Below are 24107 nucleotides of genomic sequence, written 5' to 3' on the forward strand. Positions count from 1 at the left end.
TTTTCGTTTGAGTTGCTAAAAGGTACATCTTCGAAAATACCTGCGAAAGGACCTCGACATGCCCGCCACGTTCACCAAAAGCGCACTGCTGCTGAGCCTGCTGCTCGGCCTCGGCCAGACCCACGCCGCCAGCCAGCCAAGCCCTGTTGCGCTCGCTGCCTCCGAGGGCATTCCGCACCCGGCGGTGATCGCCCATCGTGGCGCGTCCTTCGATGCCCCGGAATCCACCGCCGCCTCCTACAAACTGGCCCGCGACCTGGGCGCCGACTACCTGGAAATGGACTTGCAGCGCAGCAAGGACGGCGTGCTGTTCGCCCTGCACGACGACAACCTGCAACGCACCACCGACGTCGCTACCAAGTTCCCGGAGCGCAAGGACAGCCCGGCCAATGCCTTCACCATGGCCGAACTGAAAACCCTCGACGCCGGCAGCTGGTACAACGCCAAGTACCCCGATCGCGCGCGTCCGTCCTATGTCGGTCTGAAGATTCTGACACTCGACGAAATCATCGACATCGCCCAGGCCAATCCGAAGCACAAGCCGGGCCTGTACATCGAAACCAAGGAGCCGAAGCTGTTCCCGGGGATCGAGCATGACCTGAAGGAAAAACTCCAGGCCCGTGGCTGGCTGGTTCCGGCCGGCGCCAAACCGGCTAAAAACGCCGCCAGCGTCGGCGAAAGCAACGGCAAGGTGATCCTGCAAACCTTCGAGAAGAGCAGCCTTGAAATGCTGCAAAAGGAAATGCCGCAGGTGCCGAAGATCCTGTTGCTGTGGGTGGGTGAAGGCAGCATCGAGCCGAAATCCAAAGTGACCTTTGCCGAATCCGGCGAGAAGGACAAGAACGCGTTCTACGGCAAGCAAGAGCCGAAATCCGAAGCCGAATTCAAGCAATGGATCGACTACGCCAAGGCTCAGGGTGCAATCGGCACCGGCCCTTCGGCGAAGCTGACCCACGGCGGCGATCAGAGCTATTCGGATCTGGTGCAGCCATGGATGAACAAGTACACCCACGACAAGGGTCTGCTGGTCCATGTCTATACCGTGGATGAGCCGGTGGACTTCGAAAAAGTCATGGCCGCTGGTGTCGACGGCATCTTCACCAACCGCGCCAGCGAGCTGCTGAAGTTCTACAAACGCCCGGCCGCCGCCAGTGTGGATCAGGTGTTGAAGAACAACGGCTTCTGATCTGTAAATCAGGGCGTCAGTATCGCGAGCAGGCTCGCTCCCTCGGGGAGTCCGGCCTGCTCGCTGCGTTTTAAGGGTGAGTTAAGTTGCGGCCATTAACCTGAACTCACTTAAACGAATCACCCAAAGGAATAACCGATGAAAACTTTGACTGCCCTGTTTACCGCTGCCGCCCTGACCCTCACCGCTGGCCTGGCCCAGGCTGACGTTCGCGTTGACCAGATCCCGCAACTGGTCAAGGAGGGCAAGATCAAGTCGTTGGAGTCGATGAACGAACAAGCGCTGAAACTACATCCGGGCGCGACCATCACTGACACGGATCTGGATAACCACTTCAATGGTTATGAGTACGAAGTTGAGTTGCGTACTGCTGATGGCAAGGAGTTCGATGTGGACTTCGATGCGACCACCGGCAAGGTGCTGAGCGACAAGCAAGACACTTGATTGGTTGATAAAACAAAGCCGCATGACTTTTGGGTTGTGCGGCTTTTTTGTGTCTGGTGTCTGGCTGAAACCATGTTTCGTCAGTCAGCCCCTACCCCCTCACCCCAGCCCTCCCGAAACGTCGGACCGCCCCCAAGGGGGCGAGGGGGAAGGGGAGCCGATCTCCATGGGTTTCTAAACCTGAGTTCGACACAAGATTTTCAGGTCGGCGTAACTCGAACATTCAACTCCGTCAGTCCCCTCTCCCTCCGGGAGAGGGCTAGGGTGAGGGGAAAAGGCTTCACGCGGAGGTACTGACCAGCGAACCCGACGTACTCGAATCCGAATCCTGCAAAGCCGCCAACAACGCCGCCGTCGCCGTCTGCAACGAAGCCGATGTCGTCGCGATCTGCGACTGCGCCGCCGCAACATCCGCCGCCTTGGCATCCTGGCTTTCCTGCTTCGCCTGAGCCGCTTGCAGCGCCTGTTGTTCTTCCTGCAATTGCTTCTGCAGCTCGGCAATCTGCTTGCGCAGTTCTTTCACGGTGTCCGATTCATCGCTGCTGGAACTGCTGTCCCCCGCCGGCGCCGCGCCACCGCCCGCCGCCACTTGGCTGGTGTCGGCTTTCACGCCGGTGCTGGCCGCCGCGGTGGTCGAGGTGTCGTCACCGGTGTCGGCAATCGAGGTTTTGCTGGTGGGCGTGGTAACGGTCTGATTGATCGAAACAGACGTGATGCTGACCATGGGAAATCTCCAATGCCGGTTATGGATAACCGGGCATCGGCGGCGGTCTGCACCCATTGAGATCGACTGTGTACCGACTCGGTATCCGAACCGGTACACAGTCACTGGCCGGTCAGACGCTCAGGCGAGCGGTGACGTCGTTCAGTTGGCCGGACAGGCCGTGCAGGTTCTGGCTGGCGCTCTCGGTGCGCTGCACGTTGTCGAGGTTGGTGCTGGCGATCGAGGTGATCTCGGTCAGGTTGCGCGAGATGTCTTCGGCCACCGAAGTCTGCTCTTCGGCCGCCGTGGCGATCTGACGGTTCATGTCGCGAATCGCTTCCACCGCGTGGGTGATGCGCTCAAGCATGGCGCCGGCCTGGGTCACTTGCTCGACGCTTTCATCGCTGCGGGTCTGGCCGCTGTCGATGGCCTGGGCCGCGTCCACCGCACCGGTCTGCACGCTGTGGATGATCTGGTTGATCTCGATGATCGACTCCGCCGTACGCTGCGCGAGGTTGCGCACCTCATCGGCGACCACTGCAAAACCACGCCCGGCCTCACCCGCGCGGGCCGCTTCGATGGCGGCGTTGAGCGCCAGCAGGTTGGTCTGCTCGGCGATCCCGCGAATCACTTCCAGCACTTTGCCGATGCGACCGCTGTCGGCTTCCAGACGACGGATGACCGTGGCGGTGTTGGCGATTTCGCCGCGCATCTGGGTGATGCTGTGGATGGTGCTCTGCATGACCTTCTCGCCCTGCTGCGCGGACTGGTCAGCATCGTCGGCCGCACGCGCAGCGTCGGCCGCATGACGGGCGACTTCCTGGGCAGTGGCGGACATTTCGTTCATCGCCGTGGCCACCTGATCGGTGCGGTTGAACTGCTCGTTGGTGCCGCCGGCCATCAGCGTGGCGATGGCGTTCAACTCGCCGCTGGCGCTGTCCAGATCCTTGGCGCTGCGTTGCAGGTGATTGAAGGTTTCGGCGAGGAAATCGCGCAGGGTGTTGGCCGCGGCGGCCAGGTTGCCCAGCTCGTCCTGACGGTCACTGGCCACGCGCTCGACCAGACGGCCCTTGCTCAGTTGAGTGACGTAGTCGATCAGTTTGCTGATCGGCTCGACCAGGTTGCGGTTGACCAGCCACAGGCTCAGCAAACCGATCAGCAGACCGGACGCGAGCATCACCAGCAGACCCAGCCACACGGTGCGATCGGCACTGGCGCTGATCTGCGCCGATTGCTCGGTGCCCTGCTTGCGCAGCTCGGCGACCAGTTCGCTCATCTGGTCGCTGGCGGCACGGTCGACGCCTTTGACAGCAGCGTCGCCCGCAGTCGGATCGGCACCGGCGGCGACGTAGGCATCACGGCCCTTCTGATACGCAGCGCCGAGCAAACGATGTTCTTCGCGCAGGCGTTCGATACGGGTTTTCAGCGCAGGCTCGAGGCCTTTCTGGTTGGCCAGCTCACCGAGGATGCTCTGCACATCGCGCTGACGGTCTTCGAACTGGCCCCAGTACTTGGTCAGATCCGCCGGTTGCTTGCCGCGCAGCAGAACGTTTTTCCACTCCTGAACCTGCACCTTGAATTGCAGGTTGGCTTCATCGATCAGTTGCGAGGTGTGCAACGGACCTGCAATCAATTGACTGTAGTTCTGCACGCCGTTGGACAGGAAATGAAAGCAGGCCAGCGCGATCAACAGCATCGCCAGCAGGCTGCCGCTCAGCAGGGCGAGAATTTGCGCTCTCAGGGATTTTTGCAGCATCACAGGTACTCAGGACAGGGATGAGGCACGCCCGGTAAGACGTGAATTGGTGCCGGACATCCGTGTCGGCGGACCTTGGCTCATGGCCGAAGGCGCGCAACCTAACGCATGCGTGATCGGCGTGCCAGCGCCCTTCTTGAGAAAAATCCGACCGCCGGTAACGCGTTGATTTGACATCATTTTGCTGTCACACAAGCGTCATGTGACATTGCGATGATGCGGCTCAGGTGAATCTGCAAATCCCGCGACAGACGCCTCCTCGCAGCGAGCCTTCATGAACCACAGCCTCGATATCAGTCATCGTGATCCTGACCTGTTCGGCCTGCTTTACGGCTTTCGCTTTCGCCCTGGCGAACGCGGGCGCGAGGTGGATTCGGCGACCGCCCTGCGCTGCCTGCAAGACGACAGCGAGGGCGATGAGTTTCTCTGGTTGCACCTGAACCTGGCTCATGCCGCGTGCGAGCGCTGGATGAAAAGCCATCTGCAACTGCCCGAAGAGTTTTTCGAAGCGCTGCACGAAGGTTCGCGCTCGACCCGCATCGAGCATGTCGATTCGGCGTTGCTGGCGGTGGTCAACGACGTGGTGTTCAACCTCAGCAGCATGGTGTCGTCGGACGTGTCGACGCTGTGGGTTTGCGTACGCAGCAAACTGATCGTCAGTGCGCGTCTGCAACCGCTGCATTCGGTGGACAAGCTGCGTTCTTCGGTGAAGGCCGGTGAGTGCTTTCGCTCGCCGTCGGAACTGCTGGTGCACCTACTGCGCGATCAGGGCGAAGTGCTGACCCAGATCGTGCGCAAGACCAGCATGAGCGTCGATCAGGTCGAGGACGAATTGCTGTCCTCGCGACTGTCGACCAACCGCGCCGAACTCGGCGCCAACCGGCGGGTGCTGGTGCGCCTGCAACGACTGCTGGCGCTGGAACCGGGTTCGCTGTTGCGCCTGCTCAACCGGCCGCCACCGTGGTTGCAGAAGGACGACGTGAAGGAGCTGCGCAAGTCCACCGAGGAGTTCGCGCTGATCATCAACGACCTGACCGCCCTAGGCGAGCGGATCAAGCTGCTGCAGGAAGAGATCGCCGCCAACCTCAACGAACAGAGCAACCGTACGCTGTTCACCCTGACCGTGGTCACGGTGCTGGCGCTGCCGATCAACATCATTGCCGGGTTCTTCGGCATGAACGTCGGCGGCGTGCCGCTGGCCACTGATCCGGAGGGGTTCTGGATTCTGGTAGCGCTGGTGGCGACGTTTACCGTGATCGCCGGACGCTGGGCGTTTCGCAAGCGGCGGGATTATTAAGACCAGCGGCGCGGCTAATCCGCCAAACACTGATCTGTCGCAGCGTCTCTGTAATATTTAGCAACGATCATGGGCGACACTCCTTCCCTCGCTCAGGTTTGTCCGCCCATGGCTACTCCCTCCCTGACCGTCAGCCCGGCCTCCGCTGCCAGCGGCAGGCCGGCGCTCGACAAAAAAACCGGCCCCTTTACTTACGTGGTGTTTTTCGCCGTGCTGGCCATGGGGATGCTGTTCACCGCCTACAGTCTGATGCATGACATGCACGAACTCGGCACGGTGGTCACCACCTGGACGCCGTTCCTGCTGCTCGGCGTGGCGCTGTTGATTGCACTGGGTTTTGAATTCGTCAACGGCTTCCATGACACCGCCAACGCCGTGGCCACGGTGATCTACACCCACTCGCTGCCGCCGAATGTGGCCGTGGTGTGGTCGGGATTCTTCAACTTCCTCGGGGTACTGCTTTCAAGCGGTGCGGTAGCGTTCGGCATTATCGCCCTGCTGCCGGTGGAACTGATTCTGCAAGTGGGTTCGTCCGCCGGTTTCGCGATGATCTTCGCCCTGCTGATCGCGGCGATCCTGTGGAACCTCGGCACCTGGTGGCTGGGCCTGCCGGCCTCGTCGTCGCACACCCTGATCGGTTCGATCATCGGCGTCGGCGTGGCCAACGCGTTGATGCATGGTCGCGACGGCACCAGCGGTGTGGACTGGGCCCAGGCGACCAAGATCGGTTACGCACTGCTGCTGTCGCCGCTGGTGGGTTTCGGTTGTGCGGCGCTGTTGCTGCTGGCGTTGCGCGCGTTCGTGAAGAACCGTTCGCTGTACAAGGCACCGGAAGGCAATACCCCGCCGCCGTGGTGGATTCGTGGTTTGCTGATCCTGACCTGCACCGGCGTGTCCTTCGCTCACGGTTCCAACGACGGCCAGAAAGGCATGGGCCTGATCATGCTGATTCTGGTCGGCACCCTGCCGATGGCTTATGCGCTGAATCGCACCATGCCGGAAGAACAGTCGCTGCAATTCGCCGCCGTCGCCCAAGTGACCCAGCAAGCATTGGTGAAAAGTGCGCCACTGCCGACAGCGGCCGATCCACGCGCCGTGCTCTCGGATTACATGCGCAGCAAGGAAGCCACGCCGCAACTGATCCCCGCCCTCGCCTCGCTGACCGGACACATCGGTGAAGAAGTCAAAGGCTACGGCTCGCTGGCGAAAGTCCCGGCCGAGGCCATGGGTAACGTGCGTAACGACATGTACCTGGCCAGCGAAACCATTCGCCTGATGGACAAGAACAAGGTCGGCAGCTTCGACGCCGACACCAGCGGCAAGCTGCAACTGTTCAAACAGCAGATCGACAACGCCACGCGGTTCATTCCGCTGTGGGTGAAGATCGCCGTGGCGATTGCCTTGGGGCTGGGCACCATGGTCGGCTGGAAGCGGATCGTGGTCACGGTCGGCGAAAAGATCGGCAAGACCCACCTGACCTACGCCCAGGGCGCCTCGGCGGAAACCGTGGCGATGCTGACCATCGGCGCCGCCGACATGTTCGGCTTGCCGGTCTCGACCACCCATGTGTTGTCCTCGGGCGTGGCCGGGACCATGGTCGCCAACGGTGGCGGCTTGCAGATGAAGACCATCCGCAATCTGCTGATGGCATGGGTGCTGACCTTGCCGGCGGCGATTGTGCTGTCGGGCAGCCTGTATTGGCTGTTTACCCAGATCTTCTGATCCATCCCAATCCCTGTGAGAGCCCTTGCTCCCACAGGGGTTTGCGGCAGTAATCACAGCGTCGAACGAATCAACTCCCCCAGCCAGTCCATGAACACCCGCACCCGCAACGGCAGATGACGCTGCCTCGCGTACAACAGTGAAATGCCCATCGCCGGCGCGGTGTACTGCGGCAGCACGGTGACGATCTCGCCGCTGTCCAGATAGGTGTTCATGCCGGTTCGCGGCACCTGGATCAGACCAAACCCGCCAAGGCACGCCGACTCGTAGGCATCGGTACTGTTGACCGTCACACTGCCGGGCATCGGCACCCGGTGCACCTGTCCGTCCTGCTCGTAGACAAACCCTTCCGAACGCGAACCCAGCACACCGACGTAGTGCACCAACCGATGCTGCGCCAGATCTTCCAAGGTCTGCGGCACGCCGTAGCGCTCCAGGTACGCGGGGCTGGCGCAGTTGATCATGCTGAAGTCCCCCAGGTGCCGCGCCACCACCGACTGATCCGGCTGCGCGCCGATGCGCACCACGCAATCGAAGCCTTCGGCGAGCAGGTCGACCCGGCGATCGGTGCTGCTGATTTCCAGCTCCAGGTTCGGATGGCGCGCCATGAATTCCGGCAGCTTGGGCATGATCAGCCGCCGCGCCAGAATGTTCGGCATGTCAATCCGGATCCGCCCGGTCAGCGACGCTTCGTCCTGACGGAACAGGTTTTCGATTTCGTCCATGTGCGACAGCAGATCCTTGCTCCGCTCATACAGCGCGAGGCCGTCCTGAGTGGGCTGGACCTTGCGCGTGGTGCGTTGCAGCAGGCGCGTGCCGAGCAGATTTTCCAGCGCCTGCACCTGCTCGGAGACCGTCGAACGCGGCAGCCCGAGACTCTCTCCCGCCATCGTGAAACTCGACAATTCGCTGACCCGGACGAAGGTGCGCAGCAGTTCCAGTTTGTTCATGTGCCACCCATTGATTGTTCGGACAATCCGACCAGTGATTCCGGTTTCAGTCTGTTTATCACCTCATGGCGGATAAATAAACTTTGCCCCATCAACCGTCATCGCCATTGAGGAAAACCCATGAACCGCAAAATCGCATTGATCACAGGTGCCAGCCGTGGCCTGGGCAAGAACGCCGCCCTGCACCTCGCCGCGCAAGGCGTGGACATCATCGGCACCTACAACAGCCGCGCCGATGAAGCCCAGGCGCTGGTGCAGGAACTGGAAGCACTCGGCGCCAACGCCGTGATGCTGCAACTGGATGTCGGGCGCAGCGAAGGTTTTGCCGAGTTCGCCGTGCGGGTCGAGCAGGCGCTGCAACAACTTGAACGTCCGCGCTTCGATTTCCTGATCAACAACGCCGGGATTGGCGTGCATGCCTCCTTCGCCGACACCACGCCGGAACAGTTCGACCTGCTGATGAACGTGCAGTTGAAAGGGCCGTTCTTCCTGACTCAGCAATTGCTGCCGCTGATCAACGATGGCGGGCGGATCATCAACATCTCCAGCGGTCTGGCCCGTTTCACCCTGCCGGGTTATGCCGCTTACGCTGCGATGAAAGGCGCGATGGAAGTGCTGACCCGTTATCAGGCCAAGGAGCTGGGCGCGCGGCAGATCGCCGTGAATATCCTGGCACCGGGGGCCATCGAAACCGACTTCGGCGGCGGCGCGGTGCGCGACAATTCGGCACTGAACGCCATGGTCGCCAGCAACACCGCCCTGGGCCGTGCCGGGCAGCCGGATGACATTGGTGGCGCACTGGCGCTGCTGCTGTCGCCGGGGGCGCAGTGGATCAACGGTCAGCGGATTGAAGCGTCGGGCGGGATGTTTCTCTAAACCCTGCAAAAATCCCGGACAAAAAAAATCGCAGCCCTCACAGGCGGCGATTTTTTGTTTTCAGCTCTGGCAGACGCTCCGCATCACCAGTCGCTCGCGCACCACGTCATAACCCCAGTGGTAGACGTAGGTGTACGGCAGGAAGAACAGCAGCACGCCGATGTCGAGCAGGAACGCCTGCCACAGGCTGACCGACAGCCACCAGGCAATCAGCGGCACGCCCATCACGATCAACCCGCCTTCGAACAGCAGCGCGTGCGCCACTCGCACCCAGGCATTGTGGGCGATGTTCCAGCGCTTGAGCATGCGGTCGAAGAAGCCGTTGAACACCACGTTCCAGCCCAGGGCCAGCATCGCGATGGCGATAGTGACGGCGCCCATTTCGACCAGCGGTTTGCCCATGATCCACGCCAGCAGCGGGGTACAGATCAGGATCGCCAGCAGTTCGAAACCGATGGCCTGGAAGATACGTTCAGTGATGGATTTGTTGGCAGTCATGGCCGAAGTCCTCTGTGAAGATGGTTGCCATGATCCAGCACCACACCGATACTTCATAACCAATAACCATCGATCAAGGCGATAGTTCATGGCATCTCAGGAAGTGTTGCTGGCATTTGTCCAGGCGGCGACTCAAGGCTCGTTTTCGGCGGCAGCGCGCAAACTCGGGCGCAGTCAGTCGACAGTGAGTGCGGCGGTGGCCAGTCTTGAGATTGATCTGGATTTGATCCTGTTCGACCGCAGCAGCCGCAAGCCGACGCTAACCCCGGCCGGGCACGTGATGCTGCAACGGGCCGAGGCGATTCTGTCCGCCACCAGCCGACTGGAAATGACCGCCCGGCAACTGGCCCAGGGCGTCGAGCCGAAACTCACGGTGGCGATTTCCGACACTTATCAGTCCGACCGTTTCGAAGCGGCGCTGGTGGGTTTCGAGCAGCGTTACCCGGATCTGGAGCTGGAATGCCTGATCGCTGAATGCGATGACCTGGTCGAACTGGTGCAGCGCGGTCGGGCGCATCTGGCATTCGCCGAGATGCAGGACAACTACCCGCCGGACCTCGCGACCGCGACCGTCGCCGAACGCACTGAAATCGCCCTGTTCGTGGGCCGTGGGCATCCGTTGGCGACGCAGGAATCCATCGATCAAACGGTCCTTGAACAGCATCGCGAGCTGCGCCTGGCCACCATCGTCAATCCCTATGACAGTCGCGGCAAAGGCCGGGTGTGGTCGGCGCCGAGTTATCTGATGCTGCTGGAAATGGCTGAAAAAGGTTTCGGCTGGGCGCCGCTGCCGCGCTGGCTGGTGGAGCGTTTCGGCAATGACTTGCTGGTGGAACTGAAGGTGCGCGGCTGGCCGAAACCGGTGTTCGTCGATGCCCTATGGTCGCGGCTGTACCCGCCGGGGCCGGCGGGGAGCTGGTTGCTGAGCAAGATGCTGGAATAGCTCAGGCCGCCTCGATCGCTGCCGGGCGATTGACCTGAAAATACGCGTGCAACCCGCGCATCGTCGGCAACTCCAGCGCCTGCGCCGCGTAACACAATCCCACTCGCCGGGTCGGCGCCGGCAGGTGCAACGCACGCACGACGATGCGCTCATGCCCGCTGACCAGCGACTGCGGCAACATGGCCACACCGACACCTGCCGCCACCATGTGCAACGCCTGTTGCAGTGAACCGGCATGCCCCGCCACCGCTTCCGGCGAACGTCCGTACAGCGCCATCAAGCGCTGATGGGACGGATGCTGCGGGCAGGTGATCCAGTCCTCAATCGGCGCCCAGCCCTCTTGCGCGTTGGCCATCGGATGATCGAGGGGCAGCGCCATCACATAGGATTCTTCCCACAGCGGCAGGAACAGTTCGTCTTCGCAGCACATTTCCTCGACGGCCAATCGACCATCGCCATGGCAGCCCTCCTCCAGGGTCAGCAACAGATTGGGCAACGCCTGATGGGCCATCCGGACGAAGGCTTCAATGTGGCTGGCGGCGATGTCGCCTTCGATGCCGAGAGTCAGCGGCGCACGATTTTCGCGGCCGCGAAACATCCGGCTCAGTGCCTCGGATTCGGCCACCATCCGCCGCGCCTGCGGGTAGAGAAGACGCGCTTCGTCGCTAACCTCCACACCACGGGGCTGACGTACGAACAGCGTCGCACCGAGTTCTTCTTCCAGCTGTTTGATGGTCACCGACAACGTGGGCTGACTGATGAACAGCCGTTGCGCGGCAGCGGTGATGTTGCGTTCTTCGAACACCGCGAGGAAGGCTTTGAGATGGCGGATATCCATAGGAGATTCCGATAGCAGACAGAGGAATAAGGCATTTTTCAGCCTCCAGCGGGCTAAATATACTGCGCCGCGAATCTGGTTATTTGTTTTTCTTATCTCAGGAGTTCAACCATGAGCAAGCCATTGATCATCATCACCGGCGCCAGCTCGGGCATCGGCGAAGCCACCGCCCGCCGCTTGAGCGCGGCCGGCCATCCGCTGCTGTTGCTGGCCCGGCGCATCGAACGCCTGGAAGCACTGGCCCTGCCGAACACTCTCAGCCGCCGCGTCGACATCACCGACCGCGCCGCATTGCTGGCCGCTGTTGCCGAGGCGGAAGCGCAGTTCGGTCCGGCCGATGCGCTGATCAACAACGCCGGGGTGATGCTGCTGGGCGAGATGAGCAAACAGGATCCGGCGCAGTGGGACCAGATGCTCGACGTCAACGTGAAAGGTCTGCTCAACGGCGTGCACGCGGTGGTCGCCGGGATGATCAAGCGCAAGCACGGCACGATCATCAACGTCAGCTCGGTGGCCGGGCGCAAGACCTTCCCCAACCATGTGGCCTATGTCGGGACCAAGTTTGCGGTGCATGGGCTGTCGGAGAATCTGCGTGAAGAGCTGTCGCCGCATAACGTGCGGGTGACCACGATTGCGCCGGGTGCGGTGGAAACCGAGTTGCTGAGCCACACCACGGATGAGGCGATCAAGACCGGTTATCAGGCGTGGAAGCAGGACATGGGTGGCACGGTGTTGAGCGCCGAGGATGTGGCGACGGCGATTGCCTATGCGTATGGGCAGCCGCAGGGGGTTTGTATTCGCGAGATTGTGATGGCTGCGACTCGGCAGCAGGCCTAAAAGCTAAAGGCGAAAGGCAAAATCAAAAGCGCCCTCACCCTAACCCTCTCCCGGAGGGAGAGGGAACTGACCGAGGTGTCTTACGTCATACATCGACCTGAAAGATCTGGTCGATTATGGATTCACAGCGAACCGCTCAGGTCGGCGTATATCCCCAATATCCCCGGATCGGTCCCCTCTCCCTCCGGGAGAGGGCTAGGGTGAGGGCAAGCGATCCAAAGCCGAAAGCCGCCCCTCGATAAACCGCCGCTCCGGCTCCTGCCGCGTCAACTCCAGTGCCCGTGAATAGGCCACCCGCGCCTCCTCAACCCGTCCCAACTGCCGACAAAACTCCGCCCGCGCCGAATGCGCCAGGTGGTAATCCTGCAAATCCCCCCGATCCAGAATCCCCTCGATCAAGGTCAACCCGGCCAACGCCCCATCACGCTTGGACACCGCCACCGCCCGGTTCAACTCGATCACCGGCGACGGCACCGCCCGCAGCAACACGTCATACAGCCCGACGATCTGCGCCCAGTCCGTCTCCCCCGCCGTCGGCGCTTCGGCGTGCACCGCCGCTATCGCCGCTTGCAGGCAGTACGGCCCGAAACGTCCCGTGGTCAGCGCTTTTTCCACCAGATCGCAGCCTTCGGCAATCAACTCGGCATTCCACAATCCGCGATCCTGATCATCCAGCAGAATCAGTTCTCCATCCGGCGTCGACCGCGCCGAGCGCCGCGATTCATGCAGCAGCATCAACGCCAGCAACCCCATGACCTCTGGATCCGGCAACAACTCCAGCAACAACCGCCCGAGACGAATCGCCTCACGAGTCAAATCCTCGCGGGTCACCTGAGCGCCGCCGGATGCCGAGTAGCCTTCGTTGAACACCAGATAAATCACCCGCAACACGCTGTCGAGGCGCTCGGGCAGTTCGCTGAGGGCTGGAACTTGATAAGGGATTTTCGCATCGCGAATCTTGGCCTTGGCGCGCACGATGCGCTGGGCAATCGCCGCCGGGGCCGAGAGGAATGCCCGGGCGATTTCCTCGGTGGTGAGGTCGCAGACTTCACGCAGTGTCAGCGGCACTTGCGCATCCGCCGCCAGCGCCGGGTGGCAGCAGGTGAAGATCAGGCGCAGGCGATCGTCTTCCACGTCTTCAGCGTCCCATTCGGACTGTTCCAGTTCTTCCAGTTGCGCCAGCAATAACGGCTGCGAGGCCTTGAACCGTGCGCGACGGCGCAACACATCGATCGCCTTGAAGCGCCCGGTGGACACCAGCCAGGTCCGCGGATTGTCCGGCACGCCGTCGCGCTGCCAGCGCTCGACCGCGACGAAGAACGCCTCGTGCAAGGCTTCTTCGGCGAGGTCGAAATCGCCGAGCAGGCGGATCAGGGTCGCGAGGATCCGCCGCGAGTCTTCGCGATAGACCTGCTCGACCCGCGCCCTGACCTCAGACATTCAACTGGCGCACGGGACGCACTTCGACGCTGCCGACCCGGGCCGCCGGAATGTTCCCGGCGACCTGAATCGCTTCGTTGAGATCCCGCGCGTCGATCAGGTAGAAACCGGCCAACTGCTCCTTGGTCTCGGCGAACGGGCCGTCGGTGATCGACAGTTTGCCGTTGCGCATCCGTACCGTGGTGGCGGTCTGCACCGACTCCAGCGCTTCGGCGGCGACCATCCGGCCGCTGCCCTGGATCGACTCGGCGTAGGCCCAGCACTCGGCATCTTCCGGGCTGTCGGGCGACGAATGCAGCAGGCGCTCATCGCTGTAGACCAGGCATAAATACTTCATGGCGTTCTCCTGAATCGGACGGTTCAACTATGGCTGAAGATCAGGGTTTCACATCGAACAGGGTCGCGCCGCTCATCGGGTCGAACGGTGCCGACCAGTGTTCGTGGGCGATCTTCCACGCTCCGCCGACCTGCCGGTAGCAGGCGGTGACGCGCATCCAGCAACTCTGGGTTTCACCCTTTTCATTGGTCCCGCCGCAGTTGGCGACCCAGTGGGCGAAGGCGATGTTGTCGCCTGTTTCGATCGCGATTTCGTGGAACTCGAAGATGTGCGGGCCGGGGCACATTTCCATGCAATCCACCCAGTGCGCGCGGTAGGCCGGTTTGCCCTTGAATTGCAGGGCCTTGATCGCATCGAACGAGAGGATGTCGTCGGCGTACAGCGCCATGACTTTCTCGACGTCCTTGGTCATGACGGCTTCGCGGTAGGTGTTGATCAGGGTCTGGATATCGCTTTGTGCGCTCATGGTGTTCTCCGTGATTTTTGTTGTGAAGACACCCTTGGTCGTTCGGCGATTTGCCGGATCGACAGCTGAAACAAAAAAATTCCAGCGAACGCAAAGTCGCTAGAATCCGAGGCTCATCTTTGTAGGAAAAAGGAAATTCCCTTGTCAGCCAAACTCGTGCCGTACGAGAGCCTTAACGCCTTGCAGCGTCAGCAAGTCGAAGCGATTGAAATCCACGCCGAGCAGATCAAGTTCTCCGGCGATATCCACGGCGCCTTGCATACGCTGTTGTCGAAACCCGGCCCCGGCGTAAAAGGTTTTGCCCTGCTGGCCGAAGACGTGCCGGTGGCCTTCCTGCTGCTCAAACGCCCACCGGTGTTACCGGAATGGGCCGATGAACACAGCGCCACCCTGCATGCATTGCAGGTCGATCACCGCGCCCAAGGCAAGGGTTACGGCAGGGCCTGCCTGCTGGCGTTGCCTGACGCTGCGCGCCAGGCCTGGCCGGAGATCAAAGGGCTGGAGCTGTCAGTGGACGCCGACAACGACGCCGCGATTGCGCTGTACGCCAAGTACGGCTTCGTCGACAGCGGCGAAGCGTACAAGGGCCGCATCGGCTACGAGCGGCGCATGGGGCTGTTCTTCTAATTGTCGGGGGAGCAACGATGATCGATTCAATCGAAGCGCTGGAAGCCATCTACGGCTTGCCCCACGAACGGGCGGTGCGCAAACAGATCGGTTTTCTCAACGAGGACTATCAGGCGATGGTCCGGGTCTCGCCGCTGGTGATTGTCAGCTCGGTCGGCGCCGATGGCATCGACGGTTCTCCGCGCGGCGATGCGCCAGGGTTTGTGCGGATCATTGACGAGCGCACGCTTGCCCTGCCGGATCGTCCGGGCAACAACCGCATCGATACCTTGCGCAACGTGTTGCACGATCCGCGGGTATCGCTGCTGTTCATCATTCCGGGGATCGGCGAGACGTTGCGGGTCAACGGCACGGCGACCATCAGCGCTGACCCCGAGTTACTGGAAAGCTTCGCGGTGAACGGCAAACCGGCGCGCACGGTGCTGCTGGTGACGGTGGAGGCGGCGTTCTTTCATTGCTCCAAGGCATTCGTACGTTCGGATGCGTGGAATCCGCAAACTCATCTGCCGCGCTCGGCGCTGCCGACGGCGGGTGCGTTTCACAAGCGGCTGAATGATGGGCAGTTTGATGCCGAGGCCTATGATCGCGAGGCCCCGGCCAGAGTGCACGACAGTCTTTATTAAGAAAACATCTCAGCCAAGCTCCTACAGATTCTGCGGAAACTATCTGTAGGAGTTAACTTAAATAAAAAGAATTTTCCTTCACCAAAAACACTCTCGCCCTTCAACAACTTGTAGGGCTCTTCTGATTCTGGATCCAAACATTGACGGAAGACTCGAGTAAAAACTAGGCTTTCTTCTTCATGAGCGAGGTTTACAGAAAATTTAAACACACAGGACATCCAATATGGAAACCTTAATAAAAACATCAAAATCCTCAATTTCGGAGAACAACGTAACAATATTGGATGGGAAATTATCATTACCAAAAAGCTATTTACTCGATAAAGCACACTTGGAGCACACAAGCACTCTGATTGTTTCAGGCTCTTTAATTGAGGGGATCGGAACAATTCATTCTGACATCGACTGCATTATCATTTGCGAAAAACGTCCAAAAGCGCAAAACATGAAACACATCGAACATGCGTTTGTTACCGATATTAATTATCGCCACATCACTAAAGATGAAGAAGTCCACAATACAACAGACTTCTACGGTGATACCAGCATTCACATTGATGCCGACTATGTAACATACTCAGAAATAGATAATATATTTTTCAAAATTGAACAAACATTTGAAGAAATTGCCTCCGACCAACGTTTTCTTTACGCCCCTGCTTTGACGAACACAGAAAACAATGTAATCCATAGACTAATAATCGGGCATGCTCTGAATAACGATGAAAAATTCTTTAAACTTAAATCAAGAATCCCCGTAGAGAAACATATCTACTTAGCTCACCGAGAGAAACTTCCAGTATTTTATGCTTTCCAGGATGTTCAAGGTTGCTGGCAATCAGAAAATTTATGGATGGGTTGCGAGATAGCTAGAGACATGATGTTTAAAACCGCGATGAGTTTCACCTACCTTACGGGCACAACAAACAAGCATTACAAGTGGGTATACTCAAACATGTACCGCATTGAAGGATTTGATGAGATCAAGAATAAATTCTTCACACTAGCCAGACAAGGCGCCAGCACAAGAGACGAATGCAGGTCGTACATTCAAGAAACCCTCCAATATATGGATCTGCTATTTCTAGAAATTGAAAAAATTCTAAATAGCTCAAAAATTTATCCAACTGCAGAACAGTCTCTTGCCGCCCTCGACAATGAATTCAATGAGCGCAAGCAGACCACGCACAAAGTTTCAAAGTCCGAATACTATTTCAGAAAAAAATACTTTGCCGCAAAGGACACTCCGCCGCTTTTGAGTTTACTGAAAGAGTGGGAATAAAGAGCTTCTACAACACTATGCTTGTTAATTGGTGCTACTTGCTGGCGGCCCGCTTATGGAAATTTACAAAATAGCAATTCCGCTCATATTCTCTAGATTGGGCGACATGACAGCTTCACTGATCTACTTTTCCTTCGCTGGCCATTTTATTGTTGACTCACTTGATTCCGCTTCATTTGCCTTGGCATCAATATCATTTATTACTGTCATCGGTATCGGATTTTTTTCTCCAACACTGATTAAGATAGCAGGATCAAATGATCTGAACACAAACAACATAAAATCCGAAATAACAATATCACTCAGGCTTTCGATTTTATTTGGAGTCTTGATCATATGTATAATTTTTTTTGTGCACAAAATCGCACTCACGCCAATCACAAACCTAACCAACACGGAAGACATCCAAGCACTGTTGCTGATATCCCTATCAATTCCAGCCATATATCTACAGGTTACAATATTCAATTTTTTTAATGGAGTTCAAAAAACACACTATGAAGTAATTTATACGTGGACATTGAATATTTGCCTCACTTCCGCCTGCATAGTCTTGATTAACACGAACTCGGCAATCACGCTACCTGACTTCATACTCATATATTCTTGCTTACGATGTGCTTTCGCAACTCTCGCACTCTTCTACTTCAACTCTAAAATCCACCTTTACATCAACAACTCTCAAAAATCCATACAAATACCGAAAGAACAGTATCTTAAGTATATAGCTCGAGGCTTGCCAATGGCCTTATGCTTTGGAGGTGAAAGCTTTCTATTTTTCATCTTATCATTCATTTCAAAAAACTTAGGTGAAAACAATTTATCCGCCTACCAAGCATCACTACACTTTATAAGCATCATATATATGATATCAATTGGAATAGGGAATGCGACGGGGCTTATCGCCGCCCGTCACTTTACCAGGAGGGATTTAGGTTCACTAAAAAAAACTTATATCCAAGGTCTAAAATCAGGCCTGTTAACACTAGCGCCCTTTTTGCTAGCCAGTGTCCTTTGGAAAGAAAACATTTCCATGACCTATACATCAGATTCAACGATCAGGAAACTAATTGAAACCAATACTCTTTACTCGATTCCTTTTTTAACTTTTGAGTTCGTCTATGTTTTAACCAGGACGATTTTGAGAAGCATGGACGATTTCTGGGCTCCCACACTTTTAACCATTCTGACGTTGAACACTTTTGGCATCGCCCTTTGCGCAATTCTTCTAAATTTTTACCGCAACATACATTCTATATTTATAACCTTAACAATCTGTTCATTCATTCTGATGCTGACAATGTTTTGGCGATTAACATTTTTATTGAAAATACACAGCAGCCAGCCAATAGGTAAACTTTAGATACTTGATCGCGTTTTTACTAATTGACAACGCAAGTTAAAACACCTAACCGATTGCATTTTCGTGAGACTCCAAACATGAATCATGCTAGCGCGTTACCTTTGTTCTACAACTCGCACTTAAATTCCACGACCATTATTAGCGAACATCACGCATGGAGAACTCTGACCGGTTTACAAACCAGTGATTATTACGCTTACCGCAAAGCGCTAATGAGCGGGTGCCATCTCCAGAGAGCCTCCTTTGAACTCCGCCATCCGGAAGTCATGGTTTGCGACTTGAGCAACCTCGACCCAATTTATGATGGCATGTCAGACGAAGAGGTAATACGAATATGGGAGTACTTAAACTCAAGGACAACCCAATTACAATCATCTGACATTTGCAAGATAAAGGGAGATGGTCTCTCACCAGAACTAGCCGTTTCAGGACCTTCCAAAACCAAACTATTAGATTTCAAGAGCGACCTGATTAAAGAAGCACTCGCGACATCCCACCAGCCCTTCTCCTGCGTAAAGCCAACGAATAGGGGCCTTACAAAAACCAGACTGCTAATAGATACTGATAATGAAACCTTGGATTTCCACAATAAATTCTGCGCTTTCTACAGCAAATACATTTCTTATGAACACTGGGATAGCAGTCTTGCTCTCAATACCAGATACATCTATGACGACCACTCTATCTGGCTGAAAATCAAAAACATATCAAAAAATAAGCTCTTTTTATTGTCAGCCGGCCTACCGCTTGCACTTGGATATTTGGCAGCTACCAAAGATACAGATATATTTTTCTCTGAAATTCATCGCCAAAATGACCCGAGCCTTTTAACTAGAGATGAAAATTTTCTAGACATATTCCCTCATACAACTTCGTCGAATGATTCATGGCTGATTATAGACAAGGCCTATACCGGTGGAAGCCTCAGGCAAGCGGCGAACATGATCAGAAAGAAACTTGGTTATAATTTCGAAGTTAAAACACTAGCACTTCCCCCCAAAACGTTCAGCGCCTTTATGAGTGCAGACTACGCCGTTTACGCAGGAAAACTATTCGACGTAAAAGTCTACGCATCTAAACTCAACCGGAAAAACTGGCATACGCAATTAATATCTGAGAAGTCGGTATGAGAGCTCTATTCAAGCGCGAATACATTCCAGAACTGGAAGTAAGTCTTTATGAAGCCAGAAAGCAGTTGCGGCGCTATTGGGCCGGCACATTGTCCAGCCTTCCAGATTTTAACAAAACCAATGCAGACCAGCATTTCAACCAAACACAATACGACATAGATTGCCAGAACATACTCTTTAGTTGCCTGTCAAAATCTCGTATCAAAATGACAATTTACTCAGAAGAAAGCACTTCACCAATAAAACTTGGAGACCAAGGTGACCTTTACGCTCTTATTGACCCCCTAGATGGCACACACAATGCGCTTATGGGTTTCCCGAACTACACATCTAGTGTTGCCATCTATCATGGTAATGAGTACGTATTTGGATGGATTTACGACATCTCTAGAGATTTAGTCTATACCGCTTCACTTGGTGAAGGAGCGTATCTTCAGTCCGCAATAATTGTAAAACGGTTAAACACACGAAAAACCGAATCATTAGAACAAATGCGACTTTCATTTCACCGTCCTCGTGGCAGTAAAGAAAGACATAAAATAGAACGGCTTTTATGGTCAGCGGACAAAGTTCGTGTTTACTCTTGCTCTTCGCTGGAAATCTGCCTGATTGCTGCTGGGGTTCTTGATGCGTTTATTGATATCGGCTCACCTGGACATGAGAGAAGCTGTGATATTGCGGCGGCAGAACTTATTTTGAGAGAGTCAGGCGGAGCATTATTCGATGAAAAAGGTCACTCAAGGCATTGCTTACCGCCATCCATAGAAGCCCTGAAGGATAATGGAACATTGATTGCTTTATCTTCAGAAGATCTAATAAAAATATTTTTGTAGTGCAATTAACTGGAAGCCGAATCATGCTATTCGATACAGTAAAATTGAAACTCGCCCTACTGGCTAACGGCGTTAATTTCAGCCGGGATTTCTTAGAGCATTTCCAAACAGAGGTGAATCATATTGAAAAAAGACGTGCATACGGAACAGGTGACAGCGTCATAATCAACCCAACGATCCGAACCCCACAAGAAATTGTTCTTGATGGCGATATCATTACTGCCGCCAACTACAACCCACACTCAAAATACAAAATCATCTTAGAGCGAAACGCTCCCGCACTAAGCCACAATAAAAACATCATTAAAATTACTTTTCCAGCCAGGCCTAAATCTTACGGAAAAATTTTAAGTAATGGCGAGTTATTTGAAAAACATCTGACTATATACGGAAACTCTACGCTTGGAATTTTCTCCCCCGGCCATTGCTACTACTTCAATGACGGTCATGAATGTAAATTTTGCTCTCTGGGTTCAGCTCGAGAAAGCCTGTCAGATCATAGAATGCGAATTAAAGGTGACATTGCTGGAGAAGCAGTAGCGATGGCTGTCAAAGATGAGAGTAGCCGATACCGTAGGGTATTATTAAACGGAGGTACAATCCGTAACTACGACAAAGGGTATGGGATGCATATCGATTTGCTGAATAGAGTAAAAGAAAAGAATGCGCATAACCACTTGGACTACCACTTGATTTCTATGCCACCCAAAGACTTCCGTCTTTTCGAAAAATTCAAGTCTGTCGGCAATAATATGTCAATGAGCCTGGAAGTATTCGACCCTGGCCTTTTTTCAGAAGTATGCCCAGGCAAATCTCGTGACTACACTCGGGATCGGTTCCTCGAAGCTTTTGAAGCCGCTGTAGAAACTCTCGGGCGCGGCAACGTATATGCCGGATTCGTTGCCGGAATGGAGCCATTAGAGTCAATCATAGAGGGTATCGAATACTTTGGTCAGATGGGCGTAGTTCCAGCAGTGGCAGCATTTCACCCAGATGCTGGCTCGCAATACAGTGCGAGAGAACGACCTTCCGTAGAGTTTCTGAGTGCAATTGGTAAAAAGATGTCAGAAATTTATCAAAGAGAAGGATTTCGACCATTGATAGAGGGTAGCGGTAGAAACTCTCTAGATACTGAGGCTTACCTAGGAGCGTTCGTATGAACTACACCTCTGAGCAAGGAATATTTATCGCATTTGAAGGAACGGATGGTGCAGGAAAGTCGACTATCGCAAGAGCAACATACGAAATCCTCTCCCACTCTAATATAGATTTGCACTACGTCGACAAAAACCGCCCACCCGTTTCTTCAGGATATACCGAATTTCACATGTCACGACTCCGGGAAGTTCTTTGGGACTATCCGGACAACGCCCCTCTTGAGCAATTAGGCGACAAACACTGGATGAGCCTTATAACGGCATGGTTTCAAGCGACAGACCATGCTGCTATATCTCCAATAGTTAGCTCTGGCGAAAATTGCATCGCAGATGGCTGGTACCACAAATACCTAGCGCGCTTCTTGCTTAAAAGTACAGATTTAGCAGAAGAAGCCCTAACAGTATTCTCAACAATTAGAAAGCCAGACTTCGTGATTTTTCTCGATGTTGACCCGGCTCTCGCGGCACAAAGAAAGGGATCGTTCCGTCTTAGCGAGAGCGGAGCTTATGACGGTGGCAATGAGGATCGCCTTAAAAGTTTCATTGCATATCAGAACCGAGTCCGATCCAGTTATGAGCGCTGTGGTTTGGCAAATTGGGTGGTGATTGACACCACCGATTTAAGTGAAGAGGCAGTACTTGATAGAGCGGTAGGCGCGGTACAAAAAATCCTTATTAAAAACTAGCAATCCCGCCTGCCAGGGTGAGTGCATGACACGTACAAATGAGTAACCAATCTCCCACAGGGGTTTAGCGTTGGCTCACAGAGTGAAGATCATCTCGTGCCACGCCATCCCGCCGTGGTCGGACTCGGACGGTTTGATGTAGGCAAAACCGAACCCGGCGTACAGCGGGATGTGCCGCTCTTTGCACATCAGGTGAATCGTCGCCTTGCCCTGCTCGCGCATGCGGTCGATGAATTCGCCGAGCAGACGCTTGGCCAGACCCAGGCCCTGATAGTCCGGGTGCACCACCACCGACATGATCACCACGTTCGGCCCGGCCGGGTCGTGGCCGATCAGTTCCTTGAACGCCTCGTCGGACATCTGCACGTCAAACGCTGCGCCGGAGTTGATGAAGCCGGCCACCTGCCCGCCCATCTCGGCGACGATGAAACCGTCCGGCCAGGTGGCGATGCGCGTGGCGATCTTTTCGCGGGTCGCGGCTTCGTCGCCCTCATAGGCGAGGGTTTCGATGGCGTAGCAGCGGTCCAGGTCGGCGGCGGTGACGTGGCGGATGAGGGTGTTCATGGCGACTCGAAATCAGAGGAAACAAGGCGGCCAAGGATAAAGGAATAAGGTGTTCATATCGATCCGCACGGGGGGCGTAAAGCCTGCGTATAAGCGCTTTTCTTCGGATTCGGAACGGTCTATTTCTGAGCCCTGACTCTTATCACCCGAGGAGGGAACCGTTTATGAGCAGCGTGGAAATCGGTTTGTTGATGGTGTTGGGCATCAGCTTCTTCGGCTTCATTACCCTGGGCATCGACCTGTTGCGGGCACGACGGATCAAGGGCAAGTAAAGATCGACCGGCAGCGCGAAGCGGGTTCGCGCTGCCGGTTATTCATCAGGGTTTCTTTTCGACCGGGACGCAGATTTCCAGCTTGCCGGTATTGAGCTTCGGGTTGAAATCGGCGCTGTAGCGTTCCAGCTCCGGGGCGTTGAGGCCCTTGTATTCGGAGGCTGGCAGCCAGGTTTTGTAGATGTAATCAATGGTCTGCGGCAACTGATCCAGCGAACCCTTGTGTTCGAACACCGCGTACTGGCGCGGGAGGATTTCGATCCACGGATACTTCTCCTGCGGGAAGTCATCCAGCTTGCGGATTTCGACCCCGGCCATGTAATCGAAACCACCGTTGCCGTCGAAATTGCTGCAAACGCCGTAGGTCACTTCGCCCTTCTGCCCCGGAATATGTCCGATGTGCGGGATCAGTTTTTCCCACAGTGCAGAGATGTCCTGAACGGTCTCTTTGGTGAAGCGATCGCGAAATCCTGCAATCAGCAGGAAGTGTCCATGTTCGAAGCGAGGTTCAGCCACTTCGACGCGTTTTTGCTCATCCATGACTCGACTCCTTGAACGAAAAAAGTGGGTTCGGCTGGGAGTATAGAAGCCAAACCCGATTCGCACATTTACAGCGTATGCAGGGCCTCGGCGGCGCCGGAACCGACGAACTCGTTATAACCGGATACGATCACGTAGACCGCGAAATAGCAGAAGATCGCTGCCGATGCCATGTAGGAATAGCGCAGCAGTTTGTCGCCCAGCAACTTGCCGCCATGGCTCGCGGCGAAGCACAGACCCGCCGACCACAACAGCCCGGCACACAGGAAACCGCCGAGAAACAGCGTCGAGCTCAAAGGACCGCCGCCACCGGAGCGGGCGATCAACGTGCCGCCCACGGCCGCGAACCAGAGGATGGCGCTCGGCGACGACATGGCCAGAAAAATCCCACGAAAGAATTCCCTGCGATGGGAGTTCTGGCCCACTTCGGCGGTCGCCGCCAATTGCGCTTCGTGGTGGATCGCCGAATAGATCATCTTCGCCGCGAAGTAGATCAACAGCGCCGAACCGCCGATCCACAGCACCCAGCGCACGGTTTCGTATTGCAGCAGAACGGTCATTCCGGCCAGCGCCAGCACCGCGTAGATCAGGTCGCCGACACAGGTGCCAAGGCCCAGGGCGAAGCCCTGAAAATAGCCGCGCTGCATGGCCAGGGTGATCATCGCGATGTTGGCCACGCCGATGTCCAGGCACAGCGAAAGGCTCAGCAAGAAGCCGCTGGTGAATTCCATTAACCG

Annotated in this window: 27 protein-coding genes; 15 read left to right on the forward strand and 12 right to left on the reverse strand. The window is 55.9% G+C overall.

The genetic code is table 11. The features are described from left to right. The first annotated feature begins 58 nt into the window (after window positions 1–58). Both JKA62_RS02370 and JKA62_RS02375 read left to right on the forward strand, forming a co-directional pair. A complete protein-coding gene (locus JKA62_RS02370) occupies window positions 59–1186 on the forward strand; it encodes a glycerophosphodiester phosphodiesterase (RefSeq protein WP_201816054.1) in 1128 nt (375 codons plus the stop codon). Window positions 1187–1324: 138 nt separating this feature from the next. After that, window positions 1325–1630 carry a PepSY domain-containing protein gene (locus JKA62_RS02375; protein ID WP_011335562.1) on the forward strand — a complete coding sequence of 102 codons (306 nt, stop codon included), beginning with the start codon at window positions 1325–1327 and terminating at the stop codon, window positions 1628–1630. Window positions 1631–1910: 280 nt separating this feature from the next. Here JKA62_RS02375 and JKA62_RS02380 read toward each other — a convergent pair whose 3' ends face one another. Together JKA62_RS02380 and JKA62_RS02385 are read right to left on the reverse strand one after the other, a co-directional pair. Then, a complete protein-coding gene (locus JKA62_RS02380) occupies window positions 1911–2354 on the reverse strand; it encodes a hypothetical protein (RefSeq protein ID WP_011335563.1) in 444 nt (147 codons plus the stop codon). A gap of 112 nt (window positions 2355–2466) precedes the next feature. Beyond that, window positions 2467–4089, reverse strand: coding sequence for a methyl-accepting chemotaxis protein (locus tag JKA62_RS02385; RefSeq protein ID WP_236676400.1), 1623 nt, complete (start codon window positions 4087–4089; stop codon window positions 2467–2469). A gap of 274 nt (window positions 4090–4363) precedes the next feature. On the opposite strand from JKA62_RS02385, the gene JKA62_RS02390 reads away from it, so the two are divergent. Both JKA62_RS02390 and JKA62_RS02395 read left to right on the forward strand, forming a co-directional pair. Further along, the gene (locus JKA62_RS02390) at window positions 4364–5386 is read left to right on the forward strand and encodes a transporter (RefSeq protein WP_201816060.1); all 1023 of its coding nucleotides are present in this window, start codon (window positions 4364–4366) and stop codon (window positions 5384–5386) included. A 108-nt stretch (window positions 5387–5494) separates the two neighbouring features. After that, window positions 5495–7108, forward strand: coding sequence for an inorganic phosphate transporter (locus JKA62_RS02395; RefSeq protein ID WP_201816068.1), 1614 nt, complete (start codon window positions 5495–5497; stop codon window positions 7106–7108). Window positions 7109–7161: 53 nt separating this feature from the next. Here JKA62_RS02395 and JKA62_RS02400 read toward each other — a convergent pair whose 3' ends face one another. Next, a complete protein-coding gene (locus JKA62_RS02400) occupies window positions 7162–8058 on the reverse strand; it encodes a LysR family transcriptional regulator (RefSeq protein WP_011335567.1) in 897 nt (298 codons plus the stop codon). 120 nt (window positions 8059–8178) lie between these two features. Here JKA62_RS02400 and JKA62_RS02405 point away from each other — a divergent pair, with 120 nt between their 5' ends. Beyond that, window positions 8179–8934 (forward strand): SDR family NAD(P)-dependent oxidoreductase, encoded by a 756-nt coding sequence (locus JKA62_RS02405; RefSeq protein WP_011335568.1) that lies wholly within the window; start codon window positions 8179–8181, stop codon window positions 8932–8934. Between the two features lie 60 nt (window positions 8935–8994). On the opposite strand, the gene JKA62_RS02410 is transcribed toward JKA62_RS02405, so the two are convergent. Beyond that, window positions 8995–9432 (reverse strand): multidrug/biocide efflux PACE transporter, encoded by a 438-nt coding sequence (locus JKA62_RS02410; protein ID WP_011335569.1) that lies wholly within the window; start codon window positions 9430–9432, stop codon window positions 8995–8997. An 88-nt stretch (window positions 9433–9520) separates the two neighbouring features. Here JKA62_RS02410 and JKA62_RS02415 point away from each other — a divergent pair, with 88 nt between their 5' ends. Then, window positions 9521–10375, forward strand: a complete 855-nt coding sequence (locus JKA62_RS02415; RefSeq protein WP_011335570.1) for a LysR family transcriptional regulator — start codon at window positions 9521–9523, stop codon at window positions 10373–10375. 1 nt (window position 10376) lies between these two features. Here JKA62_RS02415 and JKA62_RS02420 read toward each other — a convergent pair whose 3' ends face one another. Further along, entirely contained in the window at window positions 10377–11213 is an 837-nt protein-coding gene (locus JKA62_RS02420) for a LysR family transcriptional regulator (protein WP_201816071.1), read from the reverse strand. A gap of 111 nt (window positions 11214–11324) precedes the next feature. Here JKA62_RS02420 and JKA62_RS02425 point away from each other — a divergent pair, with 111 nt between their 5' ends. Beyond that, complete coding sequence (locus JKA62_RS02425; protein ID WP_201816074.1) at window positions 11325–12050, forward strand: SDR family oxidoreductase; 726 nt, start codon at window positions 11325–11327, stop codon at window positions 12048–12050. A gap of 195 nt (window positions 12051–12245) precedes the next feature. On the opposite strand, the gene JKA62_RS02430 is transcribed toward JKA62_RS02425, so the two are convergent. From JKA62_RS02430 to JKA62_RS02440, 3 genes are read right to left on the reverse strand one after another with little or no spacing between them, the layout of a single operon-like run. Continuing rightward, window positions 12246–13490, reverse strand: coding sequence for an RNA polymerase sigma factor (locus JKA62_RS02430; protein WP_011335573.1), 1245 nt, complete (start codon window positions 13488–13490; stop codon window positions 12246–12248). Then, a complete protein-coding gene (locus tag JKA62_RS02435; RefSeq protein ID WP_007951101.1) occupies window positions 13483–13827 on the reverse strand; it encodes a YciI family protein in 345 nt (114 codons plus the stop codon). Before JKA62_RS02435 ends, JKA62_RS02430 begins: the two co-directional genes overlap by 8 nt. 40 nt (window positions 13828–13867) lie before the next feature. Next, complete coding sequence (locus JKA62_RS02440; RefSeq protein WP_201816087.1) at window positions 13868–14293, reverse strand: YybH family protein; 426 nt, start codon at window positions 14291–14293, stop codon at window positions 13868–13870. A 141-nt stretch (window positions 14294–14434) separates the two neighbouring features. Between JKA62_RS02440 and JKA62_RS02445 the strand changes: the two genes are divergently transcribed. The 3 genes from JKA62_RS02445 (at window position 14435) to JKA62_RS02455 (ending at window position 16825) form a co-directional block, all read left to right on the forward strand. Beyond that, on the forward strand, window positions 14435–14920 hold the full coding sequence (locus tag JKA62_RS02445) for a GNAT family N-acetyltransferase (protein ID WP_011335575.1): 486 nt from the start codon (window positions 14435–14437) through the stop codon (window positions 14918–14920). Window positions 14921–14937: 17 nt separating this feature from the next. After that, window positions 14938–15543 carry a pyridoxamine 5'-phosphate oxidase family protein gene (locus JKA62_RS02450; protein WP_201816090.1) on the forward strand — a complete coding sequence of 202 codons (606 nt, stop codon included), beginning with the start codon at window positions 14938–14940 and terminating at the stop codon, window positions 15541–15543. A gap of 223 nt (window positions 15544–15766) precedes the next feature. Then, on the forward strand, window positions 15767–16825 hold the full coding sequence (locus JKA62_RS02455; protein WP_201816092.1) for a hypothetical protein: 1059 nt from the start codon (window positions 15767–15769) through the stop codon (window positions 16823–16825). Between the two features lie 123 nt (window positions 16826–16948). Here the strand turns inward: JKA62_RS02455 and JKA62_RS28870 are convergent, their stop codons facing one another. After that, window positions 16949–17269 (reverse strand): hypothetical protein, encoded by a 321-nt coding sequence (locus JKA62_RS28870; protein WP_234420583.1) that lies wholly within the window; start codon window positions 17267–17269, stop codon window positions 16949–16951. Between the two features lie 298 nt (window positions 17270–17567). Here JKA62_RS28870 and JKA62_RS28875 point away from each other — a divergent pair, with 298 nt between their 5' ends. The 5 genes from JKA62_RS28875 to JKA62_RS02480 all read left to right on the forward strand — a co-directional run bounded on the left by JKA62_RS28875 (window position 17568) and on the right by JKA62_RS02480 (window position 21994). Further along, window positions 17568–18188, forward strand: a complete 621-nt coding sequence (locus tag JKA62_RS28875; protein WP_236676401.1) for an MATE family efflux transporter — start codon at window positions 17568–17570, stop codon at window positions 18186–18188. 278 nt (window positions 18189–18466) lie between these two features. Next, window positions 18467–19318 carry a hypothetical protein gene (locus JKA62_RS02465; RefSeq protein WP_236676402.1) on the forward strand — a complete coding sequence of 284 codons (852 nt, stop codon included), beginning with the start codon at window positions 18467–18469 and terminating at the stop codon, window positions 19316–19318. Further along, complete coding sequence (locus JKA62_RS02470; protein WP_108563049.1) at window positions 19315–20151, forward strand: inositol monophosphatase family protein; 837 nt, start codon at window positions 19315–19317, stop codon at window positions 20149–20151. The genes JKA62_RS02465 and JKA62_RS02470 overlap by 4 nt, the downstream gene beginning before the upstream one ends. 23 nt (window positions 20152–20174) lie before the next feature. After that, the gene (locus JKA62_RS02475; RefSeq protein WP_201816098.1) at window positions 20175–21311 is read left to right on the forward strand and encodes a radical SAM protein; all 1137 of its coding nucleotides are present in this window, start codon (window positions 20175–20177) and stop codon (window positions 21309–21311) included. Beyond that, a complete protein-coding gene (locus JKA62_RS02480) occupies window positions 21308–21994 on the forward strand; it encodes a dTMP kinase (RefSeq protein WP_201816099.1) in 687 nt (228 codons plus the stop codon). The genes JKA62_RS02475 and JKA62_RS02480 overlap by 4 nt, the downstream gene beginning before the upstream one ends. Before the next feature lie 75 nt (window positions 21995–22069). Here the strand turns inward: JKA62_RS02480 and JKA62_RS02485 are convergent, their stop codons facing one another. From JKA62_RS02485 to JKA62_RS02495, 3 genes are all read right to left on the reverse strand, one after another. Beyond that, window positions 22070–22558, reverse strand: a complete 489-nt coding sequence (locus tag JKA62_RS02485) for a GNAT family N-acetyltransferase (RefSeq protein ID WP_201816106.1) — start codon at window positions 22556–22558, stop codon at window positions 22070–22072. A 317-nt stretch (window positions 22559–22875) separates the two neighbouring features. Then, the gene (locus JKA62_RS02490; RefSeq protein ID WP_201816109.1) at window positions 22876–23370 is read right to left on the reverse strand and encodes a GyrI-like domain-containing protein; all 495 of its coding nucleotides are present in this window, start codon (window positions 23368–23370) and stop codon (window positions 22876–22878) included. Window positions 23371–23438: 68 nt separating this feature from the next. Next, window positions 23439–24101, reverse strand: a complete 663-nt coding sequence (locus JKA62_RS02495; RefSeq protein ID WP_201816113.1) for a LysE family translocator — start codon at window positions 24099–24101, stop codon at window positions 23439–23441. Window positions 24102–24107 lie beyond the last annotated feature (6 nt).

Source organism: Pseudomonas sp. B7 (assembly GCF_016735645.1).
Lineage (GTDB): Bacteria > Pseudomonadota > Gammaproteobacteria > Pseudomonadales > Pseudomonadaceae > Aquipseudomonas > Aquipseudomonas glycinae.

Excerpts from the sequence above, each read along its gene's own strand:
- JKA62_RS02370 (WP_201816054.1), top strand. The coding sequence starts at position 59 with ATGCCCGCCACGTTCACCAAAAGCGCACTGCTGCTGAGCCTGCTGCTC.
- JKA62_RS02375 (WP_011335562.1), top strand. The coding sequence starts at position 1,325 with ATGAAAACTTTGACTGCCCTGTTTACCGCTGCCGCCCTGACCCTCACC.
- JKA62_RS02380 (WP_011335563.1), bottom strand. The coding sequence starts at position 2,354 with ATGGTCAGCATCACGTCTGTTTCGATCAATCAGACCGTTACCACGCCC.
- JKA62_RS02385 (WP_236676400.1), bottom strand. The coding sequence starts at position 4,089 with ATGCTGCAAAAATCCCTGAGAGCGCAAATTCTCGCCCTGCTGAGCGGC.
- JKA62_RS02390 (WP_201816060.1), top strand. The coding sequence starts at position 4,364 with ATGAACCACAGCCTCGATATCAGTCATCGTGATCCTGACCTGTTCGGC.
- JKA62_RS02395 (WP_201816068.1), top strand. The coding sequence starts at position 5,495 with ATGGCTACTCCCTCCCTGACCGTCAGCCCGGCCTCCGCTGCCAGCGGC.
- JKA62_RS02400 (WP_011335567.1), bottom strand. The coding sequence starts at position 8,058 with ATGAACAAACTGGAACTGCTGCGCACCTTCGTCCGGGTCAGCGAATTG.
- JKA62_RS02405 (WP_011335568.1), top strand. The coding sequence starts at position 8,179 with ATGAACCGCAAAATCGCATTGATCACAGGTGCCAGCCGTGGCCTGGGC.
- JKA62_RS02410 (WP_011335569.1), bottom strand. The coding sequence starts at position 9,432 with ATGACTGCCAACAAATCCATCACTGAACGTATCTTCCAGGCCATCGGT.
- JKA62_RS02415 (WP_011335570.1), top strand. The coding sequence starts at position 9,521 with ATGGCATCTCAGGAAGTGTTGCTGGCATTTGTCCAGGCGGCGACTCAA.
- JKA62_RS02420 (WP_201816071.1), bottom strand. The coding sequence starts at position 11,213 with ATGGATATCCGCCATCTCAAAGCCTTCCTCGCGGTGTTCGAAGAACGC.
- JKA62_RS02425 (WP_201816074.1), top strand. The coding sequence starts at position 11,325 with ATGAGCAAGCCATTGATCATCATCACCGGCGCCAGCTCGGGCATCGGC.
- JKA62_RS02430 (WP_011335573.1), bottom strand. The coding sequence starts at position 13,490 with ATGTCTGAGGTCAGGGCGCGGGTCGAGCAGGTCTATCGCGAAGACTCG.
- JKA62_RS02435 (WP_007951101.1), bottom strand. The coding sequence starts at position 13,827 with ATGAAGTATTTATGCCTGGTCTACAGCGATGAGCGCCTGCTGCATTCG.
- JKA62_RS02440 (WP_201816087.1), bottom strand. The coding sequence starts at position 14,293 with ATGAGCGCACAAAGCGATATCCAGACCCTGATCAACACCTACCGCGAA.
- JKA62_RS02450 (WP_201816090.1), top strand. The coding sequence starts at position 14,938 with ATGATCGATTCAATCGAAGCGCTGGAAGCCATCTACGGCTTGCCCCAC.
- JKA62_RS02455 (WP_201816092.1), top strand. The coding sequence starts at position 15,767 with ATGGAAACCTTAATAAAAACATCAAAATCCTCAATTTCGGAGAACAAC.
- JKA62_RS28870 (WP_234420583.1), bottom strand. The coding sequence starts at position 17,269 with ATGGCTGGAATTGATAGGGATATCAGCAACAGTGCTTGGATGTCTTCC.
- JKA62_RS28875 (WP_236676401.1), top strand. The coding sequence starts at position 17,568 with ATGGCCTTATGCTTTGGAGGTGAAAGCTTTCTATTTTTCATCTTATCA.
- JKA62_RS02470 (WP_108563049.1), top strand. The coding sequence starts at position 19,315 with ATGAGAGCTCTATTCAAGCGCGAATACATTCCAGAACTGGAAGTAAGT.
- JKA62_RS02475 (WP_201816098.1), top strand. The coding sequence starts at position 20,175 with ATGCTATTCGATACAGTAAAATTGAAACTCGCCCTACTGGCTAACGGC.
- JKA62_RS02480 (WP_201816099.1), top strand. The coding sequence starts at position 21,308 with ATGAACTACACCTCTGAGCAAGGAATATTTATCGCATTTGAAGGAACG.
- JKA62_RS02485 (WP_201816106.1), bottom strand. The coding sequence starts at position 22,558 with ATGAACACCCTCATCCGCCACGTCACCGCCGCCGACCTGGACCGCTGC.
- JKA62_RS02490 (WP_201816109.1), bottom strand. The coding sequence starts at position 23,370 with ATGGATGAGCAAAAACGCGTCGAAGTGGCTGAACCTCGCTTCGAACAT.
- JKA62_RS02495 (WP_201816113.1), bottom strand. The coding sequence starts at position 24,101 with ATGGAATTCACCAGCGGCTTCTTGCTGAGCCTTTCGCTGTGCCTGGAC.